This is a genomic window from Cryobacterium sp. MLB-32, assembly GCF_000738085.1.
Classification (GTDB): Bacteria; Actinomycetota; Actinomycetes; order Actinomycetales; family Microbacteriaceae; genus Cryobacterium.
In genome coordinates, this window is sequence record NZ_JPRS01000004.1 from 1 (window position 1) to 18,798 (window position 18,798).

The 18,798-nt window shown below is 65.5% G+C and carries 19 protein-coding genes; 14 read left to right on the forward strand and 5 right to left on the reverse strand.

Translation table 11 applies throughout. The annotated features are described in order from the left end of the window. The coding region (infB, locus tag JF66_RS00770) for a translation initiation factor IF-2 (protein WP_035873910.1) at positions 1-2,029 on the forward strand (2,029 nt) is incomplete at its 5' end. Between the two features lie 147 nt (positions 2,030-2,176). Then, positions 2,177-2,650: a 30S ribosome-binding factor RbfA gene (gene rbfA / locus JF66_RS00775; RefSeq protein WP_035873911.1), complete on the forward strand. Its 474-nt coding sequence runs from the start codon at positions 2,177-2,179 to the stop codon at positions 2,648-2,650. A gap of 45 nt (positions 2,651-2,695) precedes the next feature. Here the strand turns inward: rbfA and JF66_RS00780 are convergent, their stop codons facing one another. Beyond that, the gene (locus JF66_RS00780) at positions 2,696-3,589 is read right to left on the reverse strand and encodes an A/G-specific adenine glycosylase (RefSeq protein WP_051972948.1); all 894 of its coding nucleotides are present in this window, start codon (positions 3,587-3,589) and stop codon (positions 2,696-2,698) included. A 23-nt stretch (positions 3,590-3,612) separates the two neighbouring features. Between JF66_RS00780 and JF66_RS00785 the strand changes: the two genes are divergently transcribed. Next, entirely contained in the window at positions 3,613-4,248 is a 636-nt protein-coding gene (locus JF66_RS00785; RefSeq protein ID WP_051972949.1) for a hypothetical protein, read from the forward strand. Positions 4,249-4,272: 24 nt separating this feature from the next. Here JF66_RS00785 and JF66_RS00790 read toward each other — a convergent pair whose 3' ends face one another. Further along, positions 4,273-5,271, reverse strand: a complete 999-nt coding sequence (locus JF66_RS00790) for a ketopantoate reductase family protein (RefSeq protein ID WP_035873913.1) — start codon at positions 5,269-5,271, stop codon at positions 4,273-4,275. A gap of 94 nt (positions 5,272-5,365) precedes the next feature. Between JF66_RS00790 and truB the strand changes: the two genes are divergently transcribed. From truB to JF66_RS00825, 7 genes are all read left to right on the forward strand, one after another. Continuing rightward, positions 5,366-6,301 carry a tRNA pseudouridine(55) synthase TruB gene (gene truB / locus JF66_RS00795; protein WP_051972950.1) on the forward strand — a complete coding sequence of 312 codons (936 nt, stop codon included), beginning with the start codon at positions 5,366-5,368 and terminating at the stop codon, positions 6,299-6,301. Further along, positions 6,298-6,666, forward strand: coding sequence for a hypothetical protein (locus tag JF66_RS00800; protein ID WP_035873915.1), 369 nt, complete (start codon positions 6,298-6,300; stop codon positions 6,664-6,666). Before truB ends, JF66_RS00800 begins: the two co-directional genes overlap by 4 nt. Positions 6,667-6,709: 43 nt before the next feature. Next, a complete protein-coding gene (locus tag JF66_RS00805; RefSeq protein ID WP_035873916.1) occupies positions 6,710-7,153 on the forward strand; it encodes a hypothetical protein in 444 nt (147 codons plus the stop codon). Then, a complete protein-coding gene (locus JF66_RS00810; RefSeq protein WP_035873917.1) occupies positions 7,150-8,100 on the forward strand; it encodes a bifunctional riboflavin kinase/FAD synthetase in 951 nt (316 codons plus the stop codon). The genes JF66_RS00805 and JF66_RS00810 overlap by 4 nt, the downstream gene beginning before the upstream one ends. Before the next feature lie 168 nt (positions 8,101-8,268). Further along, entirely contained in the window at positions 8,269-10,737 is a 2,469-nt protein-coding gene (locus JF66_RS00815; protein ID WP_051972951.1) for a transglycosylase domain-containing protein, read from the forward strand. Between the two features lie 68 nt (positions 10,738-10,805). Continuing rightward, positions 10,806-11,453, forward strand: a complete 648-nt coding sequence (locus JF66_RS00820) for a ScbR family autoregulator-binding transcription factor (protein WP_035873918.1) — start codon at positions 10,806-10,808, stop codon at positions 11,451-11,453. A gap of 37 nt (positions 11,454-11,490) precedes the next feature. Continuing rightward, positions 11,491-12,708 (forward strand): MFS transporter, encoded by a 1,218-nt coding sequence (locus tag JF66_RS00825; protein ID WP_035873919.1) that lies wholly within the window; start codon positions 11,491-11,493, stop codon positions 12,706-12,708. Between the two features lie 16 nt (positions 12,709-12,724). On the opposite strand, the gene JF66_RS00830 is transcribed toward JF66_RS00825, so the two are convergent. Further along, positions 12,725-13,666 (reverse strand): ROK family protein, encoded by a 942-nt coding sequence (locus tag JF66_RS00830; RefSeq protein WP_035873920.1) that lies wholly within the window; start codon positions 13,664-13,666, stop codon positions 12,725-12,727. A gap of 137 nt (positions 13,667-13,803) precedes the next feature. Between JF66_RS00830 and JF66_RS00835 the strand changes: the two genes are divergently transcribed. Then, positions 13,804-14,754, forward strand: a complete 951-nt coding sequence (locus JF66_RS00835) for a sugar-binding transcriptional regulator (protein WP_035873921.1) — start codon at positions 13,804-13,806, stop codon at positions 14,752-14,754. 64 nt (positions 14,755-14,818) lie between these two features. Here the strand turns inward: JF66_RS00835 and JF66_RS25185 are convergent, their stop codons facing one another. Next, positions 14,819-14,935, reverse strand: a complete 117-nt coding sequence (locus tag JF66_RS25185; protein WP_369797924.1) for a hypothetical protein — start codon at positions 14,933-14,935, stop codon at positions 14,819-14,821. 3 nt (positions 14,936-14,938) lie between these two features. On the opposite strand from JF66_RS25185, the gene deoC reads away from it, so the two are divergent. From deoC to JF66_RS00850, 3 genes are read left to right on the forward strand one after another with little or no spacing between them, the layout of a single operon-like run. Then, complete coding sequence (gene deoC / locus JF66_RS00840; protein WP_369797927.1) at positions 14,939-15,850, forward strand: deoxyribose-phosphate aldolase; 912 nt, start codon at positions 14,939-14,941, stop codon at positions 15,848-15,850. A gap of 10 nt (positions 15,851-15,860) precedes the next feature. Beyond that, positions 15,861-17,381 carry an aldehyde dehydrogenase family protein gene (locus JF66_RS00845; protein WP_035873925.1) on the forward strand — a complete coding sequence of 507 codons (1,521 nt, stop codon included), beginning with the start codon at positions 15,861-15,863 and terminating at the stop codon, positions 17,379-17,381. Beyond that, positions 17,378-18,241 (forward strand): aldehyde dehydrogenase family protein, encoded by an 864-nt coding sequence (locus JF66_RS00850; protein ID WP_035873926.1) that lies wholly within the window; start codon positions 17,378-17,380, stop codon positions 18,239-18,241. The genes JF66_RS00845 and JF66_RS00850 overlap by 4 nt, the downstream gene beginning before the upstream one ends. Before the next feature lie 118 nt (positions 18,242-18,359). On the opposite strand, the gene JF66_RS00855 is transcribed toward JF66_RS00850, so the two are convergent. Continuing rightward, entirely contained in the window at positions 18,360-18,776 is a 417-nt protein-coding gene (locus JF66_RS00855) for an SHOCT domain-containing protein (RefSeq protein ID WP_035873927.1), read from the reverse strand. Positions 18,777-18,798: the final 22 nt, after the last annotated feature.

The following is an 18,798-nucleotide window of genomic DNA, read 5'->3' on the forward strand; positions in this document are numbered from 1 at the left end:
CAGTCGCCCCGGTGGCGCACCCGCCGGCGCACCCGGTTTCGGTCCGCCCCGCCCTGCAGGCGGCGGCGCCGGTCGTGGCCGTGGACCCGGTGGTGGAACCGCCGGTGCCTTCGGCCGCGGTGGTGGCAAGAACAAGGCACGCAAGTCCAAGCGTACGAAGAGGGCCGAGTTCGAACTGCGCGAAGCCCCGTCGCTGGGTGGCGTGAGCGTACCCCGCGGAGACGGCGGAACCGTTGTGCGTCTGCGCCGCGGTGCCTCGATCACGGACTTCGCCGACAAGATTGACGCGAGCCCCGGAAACCTGGTCACCGTGCTGTTCCACCTCGGTGAAATGGCCACGGCGACCGAGTCCCTCGATGAGGCCACGTTCGACGTACTGGGTGAAGAGCTCGGCTACAAAATCCAGATGGTCTCGCCCGATGACGAAGACCGTGAGCTCCTGCTCGCCTTCGACATCGACATCGATCAGGAACTCGAAGACGAAACGGACGACCAGCTCGAGATTCGTCCTCCCGTCGTCACCGTCATGGGTCACGTCGACCACGGTAAGACTGCGCTGCTCGACGCCATCCGTAACGCCAAGGTTGCAGCGGGCGAAGCCGGCGGAATCACGCAGCACATCGGTGCCTACCAGGTGGTCACCGAGCACGAGGGCATCGATCGCGCCATCACCTTCATCGACACACCGGGCCACGAGGCGTTCACCGCCATGCGTGCTCGTGGTGCCCAGGTGACGGACATCGCGATCCTCGTTGTGGCGGCGGATGACGGCATCATGCCGCAGACGATTGAGGCACTCAACCACGCGCAGGCCGCCAACGTGCCGATCGTCGTTGCCGTGAACAAGATCGACAAGCCCGGCGCCAACCCGCAGAAGGTTCGTCAGCAGCTCACCGAGTTCGGCCTTGTGGCCGAAGAATACGGTGGAGACGTCATGTTCGTCGACGTGTCAGCGCGCAACAAGACCGGTATCCAGGAAATTCTGGACGCCGTGCTGCTCGTGGCCGACGCTGGACTCGACATGCGGGCCAACCCCAACAAGGATGCTCGTGGTGTGGCCATTGAGGCCAAGCTCGACAAGGGTCGCGGTGCGGTTGCAACCGTGCTCATCCAGTCGGGAACGCTGCACGTCGGAGACTCGATCGTCGCCGGAACGGCCTATGGCCGTGTTCGTGCGATGGCGGACGAGAACGGCAACGCCGTGCTCGCGGCGACGCCGTCCCGTGCCGTTCAGGTTCAGGGCCTCTCGAGCGTTCCTCGCGCCGGTGACACCTTCCTTGTTATTCAGGAAGACCGCACCGCGCGCCAGATCGCCGAGAAGCGTGAAGCCGCCGAGCGCAACGCACTGCTGGCCAAGGCTCGCAAGCGCATCAGCCTCGAAGACTTCACCCGTGCACTCGAAGAGGGCAAGGTCGAGTCGCTCAACCTCATCATCAAGGGTGACGTGTCCGGTGCTGTTGAAGCACTCGAAGAGTCGCTCCTCAAGATCGAGGTCGACGATTCCGTTCAGCTGCGCATCATCCACCGTGGTGTCGGTGCCGTCACGGAGAGCGACGTCAACCTCGCCACCGTCGACAACGCCATCATCATCGGGTTCAACGTTCGCCCCGACACCAAGGCACGGGAACGTGCCGCCCGTGAAGGCGTCGACGTGCGCTTCTACTCCGTCATCTACTCCGCCCTCGAGGACATCGAGAATTCCCTCACCGGAATGCTCAAGCCCGAGTACGAAGAGGTGCAGAGCGGTATCGCCGAGATCCGCGAGGTCTTCAGCTCGTCCAAGTTCGGAAACGTCGCTGGTGTCATCGTTCGCTCCGGTACCATCACCCGAAACGCCAAGGCTCGCGTTATTCGCGACGGCGTCGTGGTGGGGGACAACCTGGGCATCGAGTCGCTGCGCCGCTTCAAGGACGATGTCACCGAGGTCCGCACGGACTTCGAGTGTGGTATCGGCCTGGGCAAGTTCAACGACATCCAAATCGGTGACGAGATCGAGACGATCGAAATGAAGGAAAAGCCGCGGGTCTAACCCCACGGCACGGCTTCACACGCACGACCTGCACAACCTGGGTCTTCGCTCGATTGTCCACCGGGCAATCGGGCGAAGACCCGCAGTGCTTAACGACCAGCAGTTCTTGACAACCGGTAACAGCAGTAATCGATAAGGGAGTAAGTCATGGCAGATCCGGAACGCGCGAGAAAGATGGCGGACCGCATCAAGGTCATCATCGCCAAGCGCTTGGAACGCGGTCTTCGTGACCCGCGCCTCGGTTTCGTGACGATCACCGATGTGAAGGTGACCGGCGACCTGCAGCATGCCTCGGTCTTCTACACCGTCTATGGATCCATCGACGAGCGCACGGACAGTGCCGCAGCACTTAAGGCCGCCACGGGCATGATGCGCAGCGAGGTGGGCAAGAACATCACCGCTCGCCTCACACCGTCCATCGAGTTCATCGCCGATGGTATCCCGGAGAACGCCGCGCTCATCGACGACCTCCTGCGCGAGGCGCACGAGCGTGACACGGCTACCGAAGACGGTAAGGGAACCGCGACCTACGCGGGCGACGCCGACCCGTACAAAAAGCCCCGCGAGTACGAGGAAGACGACGACCTCGAGGTCGACGAGGACACTGACGCCGCACGATAGGCGCCGCCGAGGACGACCACAGGGCGTGACGCCACGAGGTCGTCCTCAGACCGGAAGGGTGAAGCCGCCCGACCCGTCATCGACGGCGAGTCCGTCGGTGATGAGGCCGGCGAGCGCCCGGTCGAGCTGCACGGTATCGGCCCAGAGTCCGGTGATCTCGTCGTTCGTCACCGGGCGATGGGTCGACCGAAGCTCGGCCATGATCAGTCCGCGCACCTGACGGTCGCTGCCCTCGAATTTCTTCTGCACGACCTTGCGCGGGCCGTCGTACGCCGGGTAGCCCAGCGCGCGCCACGCGCAGACGGCTCGAATGGGACAGTCCTCGCACCGGGGCCGCCGGCTCGTGCACACGGTGGCGCCCAGTTCCATGGTGGCGGCGTTGAAGACGGCCGCTTCGGTGCGGTCGTGCGGCAGGAGCGCCGACATGGCGTCGAGGTCGCGGGTGCGGCTCGGGGGCGCCGGCTCACCGTGTCCCGTGACGGCGCGTGCGATCACTCGGCGGGTGTTCGTGTCGACGACCGGATGCCGGTGACCGTAGGCAAACGCCGCGACCGCCCGAGCCGTGTAATCGCCGACTCCGGTGAGCGTCAGAAGCGTGTCGACCTCCTCGGGTACGCGGCCGCCGTGGAGCTCCACGATCTGTACCGCGGCGGTGTGGAGCCAGAGGGCCCGGCGCGGATATCCGAGAGTGGCCCAGGCGCGTACCGCTTCACTCGGCGGCACGGCGGCGAGATGCGCCGGTGTCGGCCAGCGGTCGAGCCACTCGTGCAGGCGCGGGATCACCCGGGTGACGGGTGTCTGTTGCAGCATGAATTCGCTGACCAGCACTCCCCACGCGGAGAACCCTGGCCGGCGCCAGGGCAGATCCCGGGCGTTGCTGCGGAACCACTCATTGAGATCGACGCTCAGGGTTGTGTCGGTAGGGGCTTCAACGTTCATCGCTTCTAACCTAGGCTCGTTTCATGAGGCTTCCCTCCACACCCCGCGTTGAGTTTCTGCGAGCCCTCGCCGATGAGATCCTGCATAACTACGGCAAGGGTCGCACGATCATCGCCGTCGACGGCACCGATGAATCCGGGCGGTCCCGGTTCGCCGACGATCTCGGCGCGGTGTTGCGCGACGACGACGACCGCACCGTCTTTCGTGCGTCGCTCGATTTCTTTCAGCGTTCCGTCGCGGAGAAGAACCGGTTCGGTCCACCCTCGCCAGAAAGGGAGTACCGGTATGGCTACGACTATTCGGCACTGCGTCGCGTGCTGCTTGAGCCCTTCCGCATGGACGGCAGCGCCGGGTTCGTCACCGAGCACTTCGACGCGCAGCGGGACGCCTGGATCGAGCCGACCTGGCTGACCGCGCCGGCCGACGCCATCCTGGTGGTCGACGGCCGGTTCCTGCACCGCCGGGAACTTCACGGACTGTGGTCATTCAGCATTCTGGTCGAGAGTCACGCCGGTGACGATCCGGCCCCGGACAGCGCGCAGCGGGCCGCGGCCGATCTGCTCTACGTCGCCGAGGTCTCACCTCGGGAGCAGGCCGACGCCGTGGTCGACAACGGCAGCCCGGCGACGCCGACCCGGCTGTTCCTGGACCGCTGTTGACCCGCACGTTGTGCTGTGGTGCCGCTACCGGGCCGTGAAGCGGCTCAGAACCTGAGCCGGACTGAGGTGTTTTCCGCTGGCCTCGACCTCGTGCACGAGCGTCGTGAGAAGGGCGTTCACCGGGGCCCGCCCGCCGGCACGGGCGGCTTCGCGAACGACGGCACCGTTGAGGTAATCGATTTCCGTGCGCTGACCTCGGGTGAGGCTTTGCAGTGTCGAACCGAGGTTCGGCACGCGGCCCATCCTGGCGCGCATCCGCAGGGGCAGAATCTGGCCGGCCCACAGCGGCAGGCGGCAGAACAGTCGCAGGCGCCGGTCCGACAGCTTCTGCAGGGATCCGAAGCGCACTCCTCGGGTGAGGCCCACCCGTACGGTTTCCCGCATGCTGGCCGTCATCACGCGCCGCAGAGCCGGCGTGCCGACGACGTCCTGCACGCTCAAGCCGGTGATGGCGGGTAGGGCGTTGAGCATGTTGACAACGAGCTTCGTCCACTGGGAGCCGACGAAATTCTCTAGAGGACGGGTATGGAGTGCCGGGCCCAGGATGGACTGCCATCGAAGCGTCTGGGCATCGATCGCACCGCTCCCGCGCCCGAGGTAGCTCGGCGCGGGAGTCGTCACCCGAACCTGGCCGGGTTCGGTGTAGTTCGCCGCCACGATCACGAGCAGCCCGAAGCAATCAGAGTCCGGCAGGAGCTTCTCGGCCGTGTGCACGCCGTCGAGGCCGTTCTGCACGACGATCACGGGGCATCCGTCCAGCATTTCCGCATTGTCGGAGATGGCCGCCGCCGCGTCCTGGGCTTTCGTGCACACGAGTGCGAGTTCCGGAGCCTCGACCAATCGCTCGAGTGCGCGGGGATGGGCGTGCGCCTCGCCGAACCCGCCGGTCAGCCGGATGCCGTCGGCCCGGATCGCCGCCAGGGCCGCACCGCGGGCCGTCACCGTTACCTCGTGGCCCGCCCCCTCGAGCAGGGTCGCGAAAAGGCCGCCCAGGGCGCCCGCACCGATTACCGCGATCCTCACGGCTCACATACTACGGCCAGAGACTCCTGGCCTGAGATTCCTGGCCTGAGACTCTCGGCCTGAGACTCCCAGCCTGCGCTGATAACCTGCAAGGGTGAACAGCGGCCTCCTCCTCATTGACAAAGTGCAGGGCTGGACCAGCCATGACGCCGTAGCGCGAACACGACGTTTGGCCGGAACGCGCAAGGTCGGCCACGCCGGCACACTCGACCCGATGGCGACGGGCCTGCTGGTTCTCGGTGTCAACAGCTCGACGAGGCTGCTGACGTTCGTGGTGGGCCTGGACAAGGAATACCTGGCCACGATCCGCCTCGGTGCCTCGACGACCACGGATGACGCGGAGGGCGACGAACTCACCCGGGCACCGGCCGATACCGTCGCCGGGATCTCCGCGGAGGCTGTGGCCGCGGGCATTGCCGCTCTGACCGGCGACATCAGCCAGCAGCCGAGCGCCGTCAGCGCCATCAAGGTGGACGGGCAGCGTGCCTACGCTCGGGTGCGCGCGGGTGAAGACGTGCAGCTGGCCGAGAGACCCGTCACCGTGAGTTCCTTCGAGCTGCTGTCCCAGCGGTCGGTCGATGGCTTCCTCGACCTCGACGTGCGCGTCAACTGCGGCTCCGGCACATACATTCGCGCGCTTGCGCGAGACCTCGGTGCGGGACTCGGCGTCGGCGGCCATCTCACGCGCCTGCGTCGCACCCGGATCGGCCCGTTCCGCGTCGAAGACGCCTCGCTGCTCGACCAACTCGACGTCGCCGCGGAGATCATCTCTCCCACGGACGCCGCCACCCGTCTGCTCGACCGGCTGGATCTCACGGAACAGCAGGCCGTCGATTTGGGGCATGGAAAGCGCATCGAGGTGATCGCGGTCCCGGTCCTGCGCGGACCGATCGCCGCCGTGGCGCCCGACGGCCGTCTCGTGGGCCTGGTCGAGGTGCGCGGCACCACGGCAAAGTCGATCCTCAATTTTCCGGCCGATGAACCGGGTGCTGCCACAACAGCGTTGCAGCCTTCGGGGGAGTCGGCATGATCGAGTGGCTCACCTGGCTGCAGCTGGCGGTCGCGATCCCGGCCGGCCTGCTCTGCGTCACCCTCGGTCTGCTGGGCCGCAAGCCGAGTGACCTGACCATGGGCGCCACAGCGCTCGTGGAGCTGCTCCTGCTCGTGCAGCTCGTGGTGGCCATTGTGGCGCCGCTCGTGGGCAACTCGGCCACCGGCAGCGTGCTCGAGTTCTACACCTACCTGTTCAGCGCGATTCTGCTGCCCATCGCGGCCGGGTTTTGGGCGCTGATCGAGCGGAGTCGGTGGAGCACTGTCATTCTCGGCGTCGCGTGCCTATCCGTCGCCGTGATGCTCTATCGCATGCTGCAAATCTGGACGGTGCAAGGGCTGTGAACCGGTGTCGAGTCGGTCGGGAAACTGCGATAATTACCAAGCGATGACAGACAACCAGACCGAATCGGCGACCCGAACCAGACGAGTGACCGGCGTCGGACGACTCCTGATCGCCGTGTACGGGCTGCTCGCCCTCGCCGCAACGGGGCGTTCCTTTGTGCAGATCGCGGAGACGTTCAGCGACGCCCCTCTGTCGTACTCGCTGTCTGCCGTTGCGGCCGTCGTCTACATCGTGGCGACGATCGCGCTGACCCAGCGGAGCGCGGCATGGTACCGCGTGGCCTGGATCACGATCAGCTTTGAGCTTCTCGGCGTACTCGTTGTCGGTGCACTCAGCCTCGTCTATCCCGAGCTGTTCCAGCACAAGACCGTGTGGTCGGTCTTCGGCCGCGGCTACGGATTCGTGCCCCTCGTGTTGCCGATTCTGGGCATGTGGTGGCTCTCACGTCATCCGGTGCGCGTCCCGAGCAGAGAGAGCACATCGTGAAGACCGTCTACGGCATCGCGTCCGTCCCGGACGAATGGCCCGCCTCCGCCGTGTGCATCGGCAAGTTCGACGGGGTGCACGCTGGGCATCGCGCCATCATCGCCGACCTGATGAGTCTCGCGGCGGAGCACGGCCTGGCCTCGGTCGTGGTGACCTTTGACCGCCATCCCTTGGCCCTGCTGGCCCCACACTCCTGCCCCGAAGCTCTCGTGAGCACGGATCAGAAGCTCGGGCTGCTGGCCGAAACAGGTGTCGACGCCGGCGTCGTGCTCGAGTTCACGAGTGAGCTGGCCGCCCTGCCGCCGGACGTATTCGTCGAAACCATCCTGGTTCAGGCATTACACACGCGGTTCGTGCTCGTCGGGCGTGATTTTCGTTTCGGCGCCGGCGGTGCCGGCGACGTGGAACTCCTGCGGCAGCTGGGGCTGCGGTTCGGGTTCGAGGTACGCCTGATTGACGACGTGAAACCACACCACGATCGACGTGTGTCGTCGACCTGGGTTCGAGACCTGCTGAGGAGCGGCGACGTGCACACGGCCACAGATCTTCTCGGGCACGTGCCCACGATGCGGGGAATCGTCGTGCACGGGGCCGCCCGCGGCCGTGAACTCGGCTTTCCGACCGCGAATCTCGAATCGGAAGCCGAAGGTTTCACTCCTGCAGATGGGGTCTATGCGGGGTGGCTCACCGATTCCGGAACACGGTACCCAGCGGCCATCTCGGTGGGCAACAACCCCACGTTCGAGGGCATCGAACGGCGTCAGGTTGAGGCCTATGTGCTCGACGAGACCGACCTGGACCTCTACGACCACGTCGTCGATGTGGCCTTTGTTGAGCGTATCCGGGGCATGGTCGCCTATTCCGGCATTGAGCCGCTCATCGCGCAAATACGCGATGATGTGGAGCGCGTGCGAGGCATCCTGACCGACCCGCAGAAGACGCGATAGATTCCGACCGACCGGTTACCCCAGTTCGGGGGGTCTGGCCCGGATTCCCGGCCATGCGGGGGTGACTCTCTGGTGCGGTGCGTAGAGTGGGCGGTGGCCAGGGGGCAGGGGGGCTTCTTCCTGGGCTATTCCAACGCGCAGAACCAAGGATCACAGGGGTGAGTGACCATGAAAGACGAGTACGAAGCAACTCCCGGGCGGAGCAGACGGCTCGGGGGAGCGCTCGGCGCCATCCTTGGTATGGTCACGATGAGCTCCGTGGCGGCCCTGCTCGTGACGGTCGCCGTCACACCGGCGCTGGCACTCTCCGGAATGACGGCCACCAACACCATCAACATGTTCGAAAACCTGCCCAGTTATCTGGCTCTCGAACAACTGTCACAGAAGAGCAACATCTTCGCCCGCCAGGCCGATGGAACGCCGGTGCTGATGGCCTCGTTCTACGAGCAGAACCGCGTCGAGGTGGGATCGGATGCCATCAGTCCCTTCGCGAAAGACGCCGTCGTGTCCAGCGAGGATCCGCGTTTTCTCGAGCACGGCGGCATCGATCTGCAGGGCACCGTGAACGGAGCGATCACCACGTTCGCCGGCGGCGACACGCGAGGTGGGTCGTCGATCACCCAGCAGTACGTGAAGAATGTGCTGATTCAAAAGTGCGAGACGATGGCCGATCCTGAGGAAAGCGCCATCTGCTACCACAGCGCCATTGAGATCTCCGCCAGTCGCAAGCTCAAAGAGATGCGGATGGCCATCGGCATGGAGAAGGAATACTCCAAGGACGACATCCTGCGCGGCTACCTGAACATCACCGGCTTCGGTGGAACCGTCTATGGCATTGAAGCCGCTGCCAACTACTACTTCGCCACGAATGCGGCGAACCTGACGCTGCCGCAGGCCGCGAGCCTCATCGCGATCGTGAACAACCCGGTGCGGTACCAGCTTGATCGCCCGGCCAGCGAAACGAACGGCATCGCCAACGGCTACGCCGACAACAAGGAGCGCCGCGACTACATTCTCGGCGAAATGCTGCAGTACAAGAAGATCAGCGCCGCCGACCACGACGCCGCCGTCGCCGCGCCGATCGAGCCGATCATCACACCCCCGAGCACCGGCTGCGTGACGGCCGGAGCCAACGCCTTCTTCTGCGACTACGTGACCCGGGTTCTCAAGACCAACACGACGTTCGGCGCCGACGAGGAGACCAGGCTGGCCAACTTCCGGCTCGGCGGCTACAACGTCTACACGAGCCTCGACCTCGAGGTGCAGGCCGCGGCCGTCGACACGATGAACCGCAATGTGCCGAAGGTCTCCGTGCGGGGCGACATCGGCGCCGTCATCTCCAGCGTGGAGGTCGGCACCGGTCGCATCCTGGCGATGACGCAGAACAAGGACTACAGCCAGGACCCGGATGTGTTGGAGACCGGCACCAACTACACGAGCCTCAACTACAACACGGACAAGAACATGGGCGGGTCGAGCGGATTCCAGCCCGGGTCGACCTACAAGGTGTTCACCCTGGCGGAATGGCTCAGCACCGGCCACGCCCTCGGCGAGCGAGTCGATTCCCGGCTCAAGGCCAACTGGGGCGATTTCCAGGACAGCTGCCTCGGCACCCAGAACTACAACAGCCAGGGGTGGAATCCGAGAAACGACTCCCGTAGCGAGACGGGGGCCAACTACAGCGCGCTGGAGTCCACGATCAACTCCTACAACACCGGCTTCATCGGGATGGCGAAGCGCCTTGACCTGTGCGGGATAAAAAAACGAGCCGAATCGTTCGGGATACACCGTGCCGACGGCGGCACCCTGCTGCAAAGCGCTGCCACGGTCATCGGTACCAACGAGATCGCGCCGCTCACCATGGCGGTGGCGTTCGCCGGAATCGCCAACAACGGCACGACGTGCAGCCCGATCGTCATCGACCAGATCACCGGCGCCGACGGAGCGGAGCTGCCAGTGCCACAGTCCACGTGCGAGCAGTCGGTCGAACCCGGCGTGGCCGCCGGCATGACCTACGCAATGCAACGGGTCATGACCAGCGGTACCGCGCGAACGTCATATTACGGGACCTCGCCGCGTGTTCCCATGATCGGCAAGACCGGAACCACCGACTCCGGCGCCGACACCTGGACGAGTGGTGCGAGCAGCAAGGTCGCCACGGTGGTCGGCGTGGTCAGCCTCACGGGCAAACTCGCCCAGCGTACATTCAGCTTTCCGAGCGGCCCTGCGTCTACCGCACGCCACCGCATGTGGCCGGACGTGATGAGCGTCGCCAACGCGAAGTACGGCGGCGATCCCTTCCCCGATGCGACCTCCGCGGTGATTAATGGCGTGCCGGTCTCGGTTCCCGACGTGCGCGGCATGCAGCTGGCCCGGGCCAAGTCCGTGATCGAAGGTGCCGGGTTCGGCTTCGCCGACGGCGGCGTCACGGAATCGGACATGCCCGTCGGCACGGTGGTTCGCTCTGATCCGTCCGGCAGCACCTACAAGGGAACGACGATCACCGTCTTCACGAGCAGCGGCACCCCGGTTGTGGTTCCGGAGCCAACCCCGGCGCCCACGCAGCCGCCCACCAACAACGGGGGAGGTGGAGTCGTGCCCGACGTTCCGCCCGCTCAACGGGGCCGGCAAGGCTAAAAACGCCGAGGCGCACCCGGCGACGGCGGACGACTAATCTGGCACAAGGCGATTCATCAAGGAGCGGCATGGCACAGCAAGAACGGGCGATAGAAACTCGCGCCGCAATCATCCGAGGAGCGGCGGCGGCTTTCCAGGAGAGGGGTTACGGCAGTACCTCCCTCGCCCAGGTCAGCGCCGCAGCCGGCGTGACCAAAGGCGCGCTGTACTTTCACTTCGACTCCAAGGAAGCGCTGGCCATCGCGATTATCGAGGCACAGCACGAGGCGTCCGCTGCCATCGGACGCACGCTCCTCGACGAGAACGTTCCGGGGCTGCACGCCATCCTGATCATGTCGCTCGAACTCGCCCGCCAGCTGCACGAGGACCCCATCGTCAGCGCAGGGGTGCGCCTCACGATCGAGGCGGCGAACTTCGAAACGCCCGTGGCCGGCCCGTACCTGGACTGGATGGCGGCCTGTGAGGAGTACCTGCGTCGCGGCATCGTCGAGGGCGATATTTCGCCGTCGATCGATACCTGTGCGATGGCGCACTTCATCATCTCCGCCTTCACCGGCGTGCAGGTCGTTTCCGACGTGCTCACCGGACGGGACGACATCGAGGACCGTCTGATCGAGATGTGGGCCGTCATCATGCCCTCGCTCGTGCCGGTCGATCGGTGGGACGAGCTGAAGGACCTGCCGACCCGCATCCGCGAGGAACGCGCAGCGGAGTGATCATCGCACGGTCCTCGGGTCTGACCCGACCTCGAGCATGAGCGAGGGCCGGAGCCTCTTTTTCGGCCGGAGCCTGGCGCTCGTAGGCATCCTGCTCGTGGCCGCGAACATGCGCACCGCGGTCGCCGCGCTCTCCCCGATCGCAACCCGGATCGACGCGGACATCCCGCTGAACGTCGTGAGCCTTGGCGTGCTCGGCATGTTGCCGCCGGTCTGTTTTGCGGTCTTCGGGATATTCGCCCCCGTGTTCGCACGTCGGGTGGGACTTGAACGACTCCTCATCATCGCCCTGTTGGCACTCCTGATCGGGCACATGTCCCGGGGGCTGTCCGGATCTCTGCTGAGTCTGCTGGTCGCCAGCGCAGTCACGTTTGCCGGGCTTGGCATCGGAAACGTGCTGCTGCCCCCACTGGTGAAGAAATATTTCCCCGACCGGGTCGGGCTGATGACGTCGCTGTACGTTCTCGTCGTCTCGCTGAGCGCGCTGATCCCGCCGCTGGTGGCGGTACCGGTCGCCGACGCCTTCGGCTGGCGGACGTCGCTCGGCATGTGGATGGTTCTGTCGCTGCTGGCCCTCGTGCCCTGGACGGCGATGCTCGTGCGTCATCGCACCGAGGGGATACCCATTCCCGTGGTGGAGGAGGCGGACTCCACGGTGCTCCGCCGCATCGGGGGTTCGTCCATCGCCTGGGCCATCGCCCTCGTGTTCGCGATGTCTTCCCTCAATGCGTATGCCTTCTTCGCCTGGTTGCCGCAGCTGCTCATCGATACCGCGGGAGTGAGTGCAGCCCAGGCGGGCACACTCCTGGCGGTCTATGCCGGCATGGGCATTCCCTGTGCGCTGGTCATTCCGATGCTCACGGCCCGGATGAAGAATGTGGGTCGGCTGATCTATCTTGGAGTCGCCCTGTTCGTGGCGGGCGACCTGGGCCTCCTGCTGACGCCGGGCACTCTGACCTGGCTCTGGGTCGTGTTTGCCGGTCTCGGTCCGCTCTTCTTCCCGCTCGCCCTGGTGCTGATCAATCTGCGCACGCGAACGCACACCGGTTCGGTTGCACTGAGCGCATTCGTGCAGAGCGTGGGGTACACAATCGGTGCGTTCGGGCCGCTCGTGTTCGGCCTGCTGCACGAGATGAGCGGAGGATGGACCTGGCCGCTGCTGTTCCTGCTTGCGACCGCCTGCGCCATGCCCGTCGCCGCGGCCGTCATTTCTCGTCCGCATATGCTTGAAGACGACCTGAACCGGCCCCGCTAGGATCGGTGCCCGGCGGTCAGGGGACCAACGCCGCGCGGTGGATCAGTGCCGCCGCTCCGATGAGCGGCCCGTCCCCGGAAAGGGCCGACGGCACGACACGAACCCGACCGGCATAGTCGAACTCCGTGCGCCGGGCGATCGCGTCGCGCGCGAAGGTGAAGAGATCCGGCGTCACCTGCGCGAATCCGCCGCCGATGGCCACCAGATCGAGGTCGAGAAGGGTGGTGGCGGACGCGATGGCCTGGCCGAGCGCGCTGCCGCTTCGGGCGACGGCCCGAACGGCAATCGGATCGCCCGCGGCGTATGACGCGGAGAGTTGCTCTCCCGTCGCCCCCGTCCAGCCCTGACGTCGCGCCCAAGCGACCGTTTTGGGCCCGGACGCCACAGCCTCCAGACAGCCGGTGCCGCCGCAGGCGCAGGGGTCGTCGAATCCTCCGACCTCGATATGACCGATGTGCCCGGCATTGCCGGACGGACCGCTGACGGTGTTTCCGTCGAGGATGAGTCCGCCTCCGACCCCGGTCGACACCACCATGCCCATCAGATTCTCGAGTCCGCGCCCCGCTCCCACCCAATGCTCGGCAAGCGTGATGCAGAGGCCGTCCAGGCGCAGGCGAACCGTGACGCCGGGCACCAGGGCTTCCACCAGAGCACGCAGCGGAAAGCCCCGCCAGACCGGCAGATTGAGCGGTGAGACGGATCCGTCGGGCAGGTTGATCGGACCGGCACAGCCGATGCCGACGCCGAGCAGAACGGATGCGGGGGGCAGGTCCGCGAGGGTGAGGACGATCACGCTCGTGACGGCGGCCGCCAACTCCTCGCTCGTCGCGAGTGGGCCGGTGGAGGCGCGGTGTCGTGTGTGGGGCACGACGACCCCGAGGCTGTCCACCAGGGCGGCTTCGACCTTGGTGCCGCCGATGTCGATGGCGAGAACGGGATGGCTGGGTGCGTTATCCATTCTCAGAGCCTAGGCTGTGCCCGCGGCGGATTTCGGCACCTGCGTGCTCATCTGAGCAAGATACGCAACTCCTGTTGTTTCCGTGCCGCGAGCGACCTAGGGTTGAATCTCAGGCGGAACCGGGAAGGCACGCAGACATGAGTGATATCGATGAGCTGCTCTCCATTCGGGCCGCCGAGCTGTACTACGAGGAAAACCAGACGCAGGACGAGATCGGTGTCATCCTGCGGATCACGCGCTGGAAGGTCGGCCGACTTCTGGCGCAGGCCAAGGCGAATGGGTTCATTCGTATCGAAATCGTTCATCCGCGCGCGCGGCGGCTGCCGATCGAACGTCGGTTGCGCGAGTCCACCAGCCTGACCGATGTCATCGTCGTGTCCTCGGCCGGAGTGTCGAGTGACGAGGAGCTCCAGTCACGAACGGCCCAGGCGGCGGCGGACTACCTCACAGGTCTGCGACCGGTTCCCCGCACTCTGGGCATCAGCTGGGGCCGAACCCTGCATGACGTGTCCGAGAGCCTCAAGTCGGGATGGGCGCCCGGCGTGAGTGTCGTACAGATCAATGGCGGCGTCAGCCTCAACCAGCGCACCGGCACTGCGGCTGCCACCGCGGTCACCATCGCTCAGAAGGCGAACGGCTCGGCAACCCTGCTGCCCAGTCCCGCCATATTCGAACGACGCGAAACCAAGCTCGCCATCGAGTCGGACCGCACGGTGGCAGCCGTGCTCGAACTCGGTGCGACGGCGTCCGCCTATCTGTTCAGCGCCGGTCAGGCCGACGAGAATTCGGCCTTGGTCGACAGCGGCTACCTGACCGTCGACCAGATCTCCGAGCTGGTGCGCAAGGGCGCGGTCGGAGACATCGTCGGTCGTTACATCGACAAGAACGGCCGCATCGTCGATCCGGAGCTCGACGGCCGCACGGTCGGCATTCAGCTGGAGCAGCTGCGCCGTGCTCGAACGGCCATTGCCGTCATCGCCGGACCGGCCAAGCACGGCATCGCCAGGGCCGTCGTCGGCAGCGGATTGTGCACGGTTCTGGTGACCGACGAGGACACGGCCCACGTACTTCTCGGCGATGCCGTCTGATGTCCCTCGACTTCATGCGGCGCTCGACGTCACCGACACACAGATTTCACCTACCCACAATTTTTCAGAGTAAGGACAAATCATGACGGAAAGTAATCTGGTGCCGGCCGAACTGGCACGCAGAGCGCACTCGCTGATCGGTGGTGAGGCCACAGACGCCAACCTGCGCCGGTACCTGCACGGTATTCCCGGCATCGATGCCGTCGGACTCGAAGCGCGAGCGGCCGATCTGGGCAGCCGGTCCATCAAGACGAGCTCAAAGCGTTGGGCCATCGATACAATCATCGGCCTGATCGACCTCACGACCCTCGAGGGCGCCGATACTCCCGGCAAGGTTCGATCCCTGGTCGGCAAGGCCCTGATCCCCGATCCGGGCGATCCCGGTTGCCCGCGGGTTGCCGCGGTCTGCGTGTACGGCGACATGGTCGGCACCGCGGTTGCCGCACTCGGTTCGGCCCACGCGGCCGGAACGAACGAGGGCGTACAGGTTGCCGCGGTCGCCACGGCCTTTCCGAGCGGTCGGGCGTCACTGGCAATCAAGCTGCTCGATGTCGCGGATGCCGTCTCCGCCGGAGCCGACGAAATCGACATGGTCATCGACCGTGGAGCCTTCCTGTCAGGCCGGTTCGGCCAGGTCTACGACGAAATCGTCGCCGTCAAAGACGCCTGCCGCCGCCCGGACGGCAGCTCTGCGCACCTCAAGGTGATCCTGGAGACGGGCGAACTCAACACCTACGACAACGTGCGTCGTGCCAGCTGGTTAGCGATTCTGGCCGGGGGAGACTTCATCAAGACGTCCACCGGCAAGGTAGCACCGGCCGCGACCCTCCCGGTGACGTTGTCTATGCTCGAGGTCGTCCGTGACTGGCACCGTCTGACGGGCGAGAAGATCGGTGTCAAGCCCGCCGGCGGCATTCGAACGTCCAAAGACGCCATCAAGTACCTCGTGGCGGTGGCCGAAACCGTCGGAGAGGAGTGGCTCCAGCCGCACCTGTTCCGCTTCGGTGCCTCAAGCCTGCTCAATGACGTGCTCCTGCAGCGCCAGAAGATGACCACCGGGCACTACTCCGGCCCCGACTACGTGACGATTGACTAAGGACTGTCCGATGAGCTTTCTCGACTATGCGCCCGCACCGGAATCCACGGCCCTCCTCAGCCTGAAGAGCGACTACGGTCTCTTCATCGACGGGGACTTCACGCCCGGACGCGGAACCCCCTTCCAGACCATTTCACCCGCCACCGAGCAGCAGATCGCCATGATCTCGTCCGCCAATGCCGCGGACGTCGATCTGGCCGTTGCCGCGGCACGCCGTGCCTACGACCGCACGTGGTCGCGTCTCTCCGGCAGCGACCGCGGCAAGTACCTCTTCCGCATCGCTCGCCTTGTTCAGGAGCGTGCCCGGGAGCTCGCCGTGGCCGAAAGCCTCGACAACGGCAAGCCGATCAAGGAAACCCGGGACGTCGACGTGCCCCTCGTCGCCGCCTGGTTCTTCTACTACGCCGGGTGGGCCGACAAGCTCGATCACGCCGGAGTCGGACCGAACCCGGCGTCATTGGGCGTTGCCGCTCAGGTCATTCCGTGGAATTTCCCCCTCCTCATGCTCGCGTGGAAGATCGCCCCGGCTCTGGCTGCGGGCAACACCGTTGTGCTCAAGCCGGCCGAGACCACATCCCTGACGGCGATGCTGTTCGCTGAGATCCTGCAGCAGGCTGATCTCCCGGCCGGCGTTGTCAACATCATCACGGGCGCCGGCGATACCGGTCAGGCGCTCGTCAACCACCCCGACGTCAACAAGGTAGCCTTCACCGGTTCGACCGCGGTCGGGCGGGCCATCGCCCGTTCGGTGGCCGGCACCGACAAGAAGCTCACGCTCGAACTCGGCGGCAAGGGAGCGAACATCGTCTTCGATGACGCGCCCATCGATCAGGCCGTCGAAGGCATCATTCGCGGTGTGTTCTTCAACCAGGGGCACGTCTGTTGCGCCGGCAGTCGGCTGCTCGTGCAAGAGAGCATCCATGACGAGGTCATCGACCGGCTGAAGACCCGCATGCAAACGCTGCGTCTCGGCGACCCCCTCGACAAGAACACGGATATCGGCGCCATCAACAGTGCGGAGCAGCTCGCGCGCATTCGCGAACTGTCCGACATCGGGGAGCAGGAAGGCGCCGAACGCTGGAGCCCGGACTGCGCGATCCCGGAGAACGGTTTCTGGTTTGCCCCGACGATCTTCACGAACGTCTCGACGAGTCACCGCATCGCCCGTGACGAGATCTTCGGTCCGGTGCTGTCCGTTCTCACGTTTCGCACGCCGGCCGAGGCCATTGCCAAGGCCAACAACACCCCCTACGGGCTGTCGGCCGGAATCTGGAGCGACAAGGGCAGCCGCATTCTTGCGGTCGCCGACAAGTTGCGTGCCGGCGTCATCTGGGCGAACACGTTCAACCAGTTCGACCCGGCCAGCCCTTTCGGCGGCTACAAGGAATCCGGGTATGGGCGTGAAGGCGGCCGCCACGGCCTGGCCGCGTACCTCAAGCCGTCCGTCCGTCCCTCTGTGCGAGCGGCGCTGGCCAGCTCCGCCGCACCTGCCACCAAGAAGCCTGCCGCCGGAAAGAAGGCCACCAAGTGACCCGCCTCGCAATTCCCAAGACCTACAAGCTCTACATCGGTGGAAAATTTCCGCGCAGCGAGTCCGGACGGGTGTACGACGTGCAGTCACACAAGGGTGAGTTCCTCGCCAACGCCGCCCAGGCGAGCCGTAAGGACGCGCGCGACGCGGTCGTGGCTGCGCGCGCGGCCCTCGCCGGCTGGTCGGGAGCGACCGGGTACAACCGCGGACAGGTGCTTTACCGCATTGCGGAGCTGCTCGAGGGTCGCCGTGCACAATTCGTCGACGAGATCGTGCAGTCTGAAGGGGCTTCCGTGCAGGCCGCCACTGCCCAGATCGACGAAGCCATCGATCGCTGGGTCTGGTATTCGGGGTGGGCTGACAAGTACGTCCAGGTCGCCGGTAACGCGAACCCCGTCTCGGGTCCGTTCTTCAACATCTCGGTGCCGGAACCGACGGGCGTCGTCGCGATCATCGCGCCCCAGTCCGGCGGATCCCTGCTCGGGCTCATCAGCGCCATCGCCCCGGCCCTCGTCGCCGGCAACACCGTCGTCGTCGTGGCGCACGAGACCTCGCCGCTCTCCGCGATCAGTCTCAGCGAGGTGCTCGCGACGAGCGATGTCCCGGGCGGCGTCGTAAACATCCTCACCGGCTCTCCCGCCGAAATCGCACCGTGGCTCGCCAGCCACAGTGATGTGAACGCCCTCGATCTCGTCGGCGCAGGAGACCTCGAGTGGGTGGACCTGCAGATTGCGGCGGCCGACACGCTCAAGCGGGTCTTCCCGCCGGAATCGGGACCGGATGCTGCGGCCCCCTCTCTGGCGCGCGTCGTGGCCTTCACCGAGATCAAGACCGTCTGGCACACGAAGGCGCTTCTCTAACAGGTCCGCCAGCAGCGGCCAGATCTGCCCGCAGCGGCCCTGTCAGCCCTGGTTCGGCAGCGCACCAAACGGGTCGTTCGACGGATGTCGGACGACCCGTTTGGCCGTGACCGACATGTCAGGCCGTGTCGTTGCTCGAGTACGCCGTACCCATGGCCTGGGCCTTGATAGCCGAGAACTCGCTCTGCGTGATGGTTCCCGCATCCAGCAGCTGCTTGGCCTGCGCGATCTCCTGGCTCGGGGAGGACGTCGTGGCCACAGTGCGGATGTAGTTGTCCGTGGCTTCACGGTTCTGCATGGCGCTCTGGGCCTGGCGCTCTGCCATCCCGTTGCCCCGCGCGATGACGTAGATCAGAACGGTGAGGAATGGAACGAAGATGAGGAAGACCAGCCAGAGTGCCTTCAGCCAGCCACTCAACTTGTGGTCCCTGAAGATGTCGGCCGCCACGGAGAACAAAACAATCAGATAGGCGACGAAGACGAACGACCAGAACAGGAACGAAATGAAATTCCAGAAACTTCCCAGGATGTCCATGACAATAACCTCTCGAAATCGG